Raw genomic sequence first — 6,205 nt, 5'->3', positions numbered from 1 at the left:
CTTCCGCTCGGCCGCGATCGGCGCCGGCGGCTTCCGTTCGGCCGCATTTCGTGGCGGCTTCTACCGTCCCGGCTTCGGGCGTTTTCGTCGTGGATTTCCGTTCGCCGCCGCGGCGGTCGGTGTTGGCCTCGGCTATGGGCTCTACGGCGACTGGCCCTATGGCGATTACGACTATGGCGATCCCTACTACGGCTACTACGACAATTCCGGCTACGGCGGCTGCTACGTTGCCCAGCAGCGCGTCTTGACGTCATATGGCTGGCGCATCAGGTCGGTTGATGTCTGCGACTGATCTCAACCGATACTGCTGCGAACCTGGCGCGCTGCAGCGAAAATTATCGGGAAGATGGATGGAGCCTCGGTGTTTTCAGCATCGAGGTTGCATCGTTTCTGCACAGGGCCTGGTACGTCGATTGCAGCGATTTCGAAATGCTGAGCACACTCACCACCGCCGCCTTCACCTTCGTCTTCCTGGGCATCGTCATCAGCCTGGGCGCGGCCTTTGTGCTGATGTTTTGGGAAGTCGAACGGCAATTGGCAAAGCCGCATCGCAATCGCGATCGTCTCGGCTAGAGCTTCGGTTCTGATTCAATCAGAACCGAAGCTCTTGATTCTTGTTTGACGCGTTTTCTTCACGCGAACCGGTGTCCACTTCGCTCGAAAACGCTAATACTCAGGGCGAAAGGGCCTCAATGATCCGGCAGTCGGCAACGGTGCCGCATTGGCATTGATCGATCATGCTGCTGAGCTCGCGCCGGAGCGCCTGCAAATCCCCGATCTTGCGGTCGACCTCCGACAGATGTTCCCTCGCGATTGCATCGACGGCCCCGCAGGGGCGATCTCGATCGTCGGACAGGTCGAGAAGCGCCCGAACCTGATCGAGCGAGAAGCCAAGGTCCCGCGAGCGGCGGATGAAACTCAGACGGTTCAGGTGTTCGGGCGCGTAGGCGCGGTAGTTGCCGGCCGTCCGCATTGGCGCCTCAAGGAGCCTAATCCGCTCATAGTACCTGACGGTCTCGACCTTGGTCCCGGTCAGTCGTGCGAGCTCGCCTATCGTCAAACTGCCGCAGCTCATGCCTTGACCCTGTAGTTGCTACAGGGTCCATATAGGTGGCTACATCGAACTCGTCGAGGTGACGTTGTGGCGACCGCCAATTGCTACAGGCTGCATATCGAGGGCATGGATTGCGCGGCTTGCGCGCTCAAGATCGAGAACGCGATGCGGCGGCTGCCTGGAGTCACCGACATAGAGGTCAGCTTTACGACCGGAACGCTCGCCTTCCGGCTCGACCAGGACCGCACTGCGCCGCGCCTCATCGAGGAGAAGGTGAGGGCGTTGGGCTACAAGCCGGCCGGCATGCCGTCAGCGTCGGGAGGGAAGGCGCCGCGGAAGCAGGAACGGCACCCTCTGTGGCAGGGAGCCAAGGGCAGACTCGTCCTCGGCACAGGCGTCCTGTTTGCAGTGGCGTTCGTGCTTGCCAGCCTGTTCCCGGGGCTGGAGCGTTGGCTCTATTCGGCAGCGGCGGTTGTCAGTGTCCTGCCTTTTGCACGGCGCGCGCTTGCCGGCGCCCTGTCCGGCTCGCCCTTTACCATCGAGACCCTCATGACAACAGCGGCACTCGGCGCGGTTGCCATCGGCGAGGCCGAGGAGGCGGCTGTTGTCGTCTTCCTGTTCGCGGTAGGCGAACTGCTCGAGACGGTCGCCGCCCGTCGCGCACGGGCCGGGATCGAGGCATTGATCGACCTTGTGCCGCGCAATGCCAGACGTCAGCGCGGGGCATCTCTCGATATCGAGGAGGTTTCTGTCGATGATCTCGCGGTCGGCGATGTCGTGGTGGTTCGCCCCGGCGACCGCGTGCCCTCGGACGGCACCGTGATCGACGGCTCGTCGGAGGTCGACGAGTCACCGGTGACCGGCGAGTCCGTTCCCGTTCTCAAGGAAATCGGCGCGAAGGTGTATGCTGGCAGCATCAATGCCAATGGCGAGCTGCGCGTCGAGATCGCGCATGTCGCTGCCGACAACACCATCGCCCGCATCATCCACATGGTGGAAGAAGCGCAGGAGTCGAAGGCGCCGACGGCGCGCATGATCGACCGTTTCAGCCGGTGGTACACGCCCGCCGCCATGCTGGTCGCGCTGCTTGTCGTCCTGATCCCGCCGCTCCTCTTCGGTGGCGACTGGATGACCTGGATCTACCGTGGCCTCGCTGCGCTGCTGATCGCCTGTCCCTGCGCATTGGTGATCTCCACCCCGGCCGCGATCGCGTCCGGCCTCGCCTCCGGCGCCCGGCAGGGATTGTTGATCAAGGGCGGAGCGGCGCTCGAGACGCTGGGTAAGGTCAGGACGATCGCCTTCGACAAGACGGGCACGCTCACGCGCGGTCGTCCGCAGGTGACGGATGTCGTCTCGATCGGTGAGAACGAGGACACGGTCCTGGCCAAGGCGGCGGCGGTCGAACGCAGCACCAGCCATCCGCTCGGGCGCGCCATCATCGAGGAAGCCGAGAGGCGCGGGCTCGAGCTTCCCGCGACCTTCGGCGGCGGCGTCGCGACGCCTGGCAAAGCGGTGACGGCACGTCTGAGAAGCGGCTTCGCCTCGGTCGGTTCGCCCCGCTTCGCGAGCGAGCAGGCGAGCGTCGATCCCGGCGTCGTCGAAAAGATCAGTGCGCTCGAAGGCGAGGGCAAGACGGTGGTGGTCCTGCTGTCCGGCAAGACGGTCGAGGGATTGATCGCGCTTCGCGACGAGCCGCGGGAGGATGCGCATGAAGGCGTCAAACGGCTGACGGACCGTGGTCTCCGCGCGATCATGCTGACCGGCGACAATGCCCGCACCGCCGATGCGATCGCCGGTCAGCTTGGGCTTGAGGCGCATGCCGGGCTTCTGCCCGACGCCAAGCTCGCGGAGATCGGGCGGCTCAAGCAAGCCGGTCCGGTTGCGATGGTCGGCGACGGCATCAACGATGCGCCGGCACTCGCTGCGGCGTCCGTCGGCATCGCCATGGGCGGCGGAACGGACGTGGCGCTGGAGACCGCGGACGCGGCCTTGCTCAAGAACCGTGTTGGCGGCGTTGCCGAGCTGATCGCCCTCTCGCAAGCGACGCTCGGCAACATCTGGCAGAACATCACGATCGCGCTCGGCTTCAAGGCGGTGTTCCTTGCCACCACGCTGTTCGGCGTGACCACCTTGTGGATGGCCATCCTCGCCGACACCGGCGCCACCGTGCTCGTCACCGCCAACGCGCTGCGCCTGCTGGCGCACCGCTTCGCAGATGGCGCGAGCCTCAGCTCAGCACGCCGTATTTCTTGAACCAGGCCTGCATCTGCGCCCACGCGTCTTCGGCGGCTTCCTTGCGATAGCTCGTGCGATAATCGGCATGGAAGCCGTGCGGGGCCCCCGGATAGATCTTGAATTCCGCGGTCTTCTTGTTTTCGGCGAGCGCCGCCTTGAAGGCTTCGACCTGCGAGACTGGGATGCCGGTGTCGGCTTCGCCATAGAAGCCGATCACCGGCGCTTTCATCTCGGGTGCAAGCTGCATCGGGCTCTTCGGCCAGGCCGGATTCTGCGGATCGACCGGCGGACCATAGAAGGCGGCGCCGGCCTTCAGCGCGGTGTTGTGGGCGGCATATTCCCAGACCGTGCGTCCGCCGCGGCAGAAGCCGACGATGCCGAGGCGGGAGGTGTCGCCGCCTTGCGATTTCGCCCAGGCCACGGTGGCGTCGAGATCGGACAGGAGCTCGGCATCCGGCTTCGCGTTCACGATCGGCAGGATCTGCTGAATGTCGGTGATCTTAGTGAGATCGCCCTTGCGGAAATAGTAGTCGGGCGCCACCGCAAACGCGCCGAGCTTGGCGAGCCGGCGCGTCACGTCCTTGATGTATTCGTGCAGGCCGAAAATCTCCATCGCCACCAGGATGACCGGCGGATTGCTGACACCGGCCGGCCGCGCGAAATACGCAGGCATCTCGCCGCCGGCGACCCCGATCTTGGCCTCGCCCGCGGTGAGGCCGGCGGTACCGGTCTTGATCACGTCGGCCCGCACGGGACCTGCGGCGAGGGTGTAGCCAGCCGTGATGGCGGCCGAAGCCGTCATGAAACCGCGGCGCGAGAAGGGGGCGGTTTTTGTCAGTCCGACGACGTCCGGGGTGGGCAGGGATTCAGCGCGCATGCGGGGCCTCATTCAAAATGGTTTGCAAACCATCGACCCGATCGAGGGGTGGGCGGGACCGGGTTCAAAAGCGCCGGCATTCAGCAAGCAAAGCCCGCGGATGGCAAGTCACCAGCGTGAGAGGCGGCCAAAGCGGTCGGTGAAAAAGCGCGCCCGCGGCGGAAGCAGGGCCTTTAAAAGAACAAGGCCGTTGACGCAGTATACCGCCAACGACCTTGCCAGCCCCGGATATTGAAATCGGCTCACGCCATCCGGTGGCGTGCACCTTGCCCCGGAATTAGGTTCCCGAATGTGAACTAGTTCACAAAGTCGGCGAAAAAAACCGTATCGAGATTCGGCAGCGACGGTGGATATGTCCTGCCGGTGAGGGGGTTTGCGGTGATTTCGACCGACTCAGCCGCGGCGCTTGCGCCCGCTGCGAAGCGCGTGCGACCGCGATCGTTTACGGACGGGTTCGGCCGCCGGCTCATTGGCCTGGGCGCTGGCAAAGGATTGCCTTAAGCCCTCGACCGCCTCGGTCAGTGCCGTGACCTGCTCGGACAGCTTCTTGGTGTCGGCCTGCTGGGCGGCGAGCATGCGGCGCATGGTCTGCAAGTGGTCCTGCACCATCTGGAGCTGGTCGATGGATTCCTGCTGGGTCGCCTCCAACCCCTTGGTTTTCTCGACGAGCTGTTCGGACACCTGCGCGGTGCGGGCCTGCAATTGCCGGCTGGCGACGACCCGATCGGACTCCGGCGACGCGCCGGTATAGACCCGGTACAGCGCGATCGCGCCGATCCCGAACAGGACGAGAAACAGCCCGACGGCGGTGACCGCAATCGGCTGCACACCAATGCGCAGGGCGCTGGTGGAATTCCCGGGGGTGAGGTCCATCATTCGACACCAAACCGGACTAATTCTAAAGGTTCCGAATACCACAACCTCAGCGGGCCTAAAACCCCGTGATTTGTCCCGTGTTGGTACGCATTGGCTCTAAAAACCTGCGAAATCGAGGTTTTTTGGCTCAAGCGGCTACCAGGCGCACTATGCCAAACGGGCACGGATGAATTGCCCCGCCCTGGAAAGCGCGTGGCGACCGGCACCAAGCTTCGCATTCCATAGCGGCCACGCGTGGATCATGTGGGGCCAGATCTCCAGCGTCACCTCGACATCGGCAGCGCCGGCCGCCTCGGCGAGCCGCGTGGCATCCGCGAGCAGCGTCTCCGCCGATCCGACCTGGATCAGCATCGGGGGATAGCCGGTGAAATCGCCAAACAAGGGCGAGATGAGCGGTGAACTGCGATCGATGGTGTCAGGCACATAGGCGTCCGCAAGCTCTTCCAGATAGGTCTTGTGGATGATCGGATCGACTGCGTCCTTGGTGCCAAGGGTTGTGCCAGACATCGTGAGATCGGTCCATGGCGAGAGCAGCCAGGCACAGCCGGGCAAGTCCTCGCCGTCTCTCAGCAACCGGCCGATTAGCTCGAGCGTAAGATTGCCGCCGGCACTGTCGCCGCCGACGGCGATGCAGTGCGCCGGAATGCCCTGCCTGTGCAGGAAGCGCCAAGCCTTCATCGCATCCTCATGCGCGGCGGGATAAGGGTGCTCGGGCGCACGGCGGTAATCGATGGCGAGCGTTCGAACGCGCGCGGCGCGCCCGGCTTCGCTGACCAATCTGCGGTGGCTCAGAATCGATCCGGAGCAGTAGCCGCCGCCATGGAAATAGAGCAGCACGCGTGATGGCTCGCTGCCCGGCGCCAGCGACCATTCGCCTGCCACGCCGTCGCAATCGACTGTTTCGAGCTTCACGTCATCGGCCACCGGCCAGACCGAACCCACTTCATCGAGACGTTCGCGCCGCTCGGTCCATCCGATCGGCCGCGGTTTTGACGAAAGCAGCGCGCGAATGGCGTCGATTTCATTGGTTGCCACGGCTTGTTTCCTGATGATTGCGCCGACCACGTCTATGGTTGGTCACGCCAGCGCCGGAAAGGTTGCTCACCGGAGCGGCATCGCGCAATCGCTGGCGGGATTGCTCACGTGATCGAAGCCGTTGGCAC

At 64.3% G+C, this 6,205-nt stretch carries 7 protein-coding genes; 3 read left to right on the top strand and 4 right to left on the bottom strand.

Annotated elements, in window-relative coordinates; all coding sequences use genetic code 11:
- On the top strand, positions 1-292 hold a 292-nt coding region (locus tag CWO89_RS17765), incomplete at its 5' end, for a hypothetical protein (protein WP_130580055.1).
- Positions 293-429: 137 nt separating this feature from the next.
- Complete coding sequence (locus CWO89_RS45925; RefSeq protein WP_165421210.1) at positions 430-573, top strand: hypothetical protein; 144 nt, start codon at positions 430-432, stop codon at positions 571-573.
- 100 nt (positions 574-673) lie between these two features.
- Here the strand turns inward: CWO89_RS45925 and CWO89_RS17760 are convergent, their stop codons facing one another.
- Positions 674-1,075, bottom strand: a complete 402-nt coding sequence (locus tag CWO89_RS17760; protein ID WP_130580054.1) for a MerR family transcriptional regulator — start codon at positions 1,073-1,075, stop codon at positions 674-676.
- Between the two features lie 66 nt (positions 1,076-1,141).
- Here CWO89_RS17760 and CWO89_RS17755 point away from each other — a divergent pair, with 66 nt between their 5' ends.
- The gene (locus CWO89_RS17755; RefSeq protein WP_130580053.1) at positions 1,142-3,307 is read left to right on the top strand and encodes a heavy metal translocating P-type ATPase; all 2,166 of its coding nucleotides are present in this window, start codon (positions 1,142-1,144) and stop codon (positions 3,305-3,307) included.
- Here the strand turns inward: CWO89_RS17755 and CWO89_RS17750 are convergent.
- The 3 genes from CWO89_RS17750 to CWO89_RS17740 form a co-directional block, all read right to left on the bottom strand.
- Positions 3,282-4,091, bottom strand: a complete 810-nt coding sequence (locus CWO89_RS17750) for a dienelactone hydrolase family protein (RefSeq protein ID WP_394566578.1) — start codon at positions 4,089-4,091, stop codon at positions 3,282-3,284. The genes CWO89_RS17755 and CWO89_RS17750 overlap by 26 nt on opposite strands.
- Positions 4,092-4,559: 468 nt before the next feature.
- Positions 4,560-5,042, bottom strand: a complete 483-nt coding sequence (locus CWO89_RS17745) for a hypothetical protein (RefSeq protein WP_130580051.1) — start codon at positions 5,040-5,042, stop codon at positions 4,560-4,562.
- Positions 5,043-5,189: 147 nt separating this feature from the next.
- The gene (locus CWO89_RS17740) at positions 5,190-6,077 is read right to left on the bottom strand and encodes an alpha/beta hydrolase (RefSeq protein WP_130580050.1); all 888 of its coding nucleotides are present in this window, start codon (positions 6,075-6,077) and stop codon (positions 5,190-5,192) included.
- Positions 6,078-6,205: the final 128 nt, after the last annotated feature.

This window comes from Bradyrhizobium sp. Leo170 (genome assembly GCF_004296405.1).
Classification (GTDB): domain Bacteria; phylum Pseudomonadota; class Alphaproteobacteria; order Rhizobiales; family Xanthobacteraceae; genus Bradyrhizobium.
Note: the sequence above shows the minus strand (reverse complement) of the source record. Positions and strands in the feature narration are given on the sequence as shown.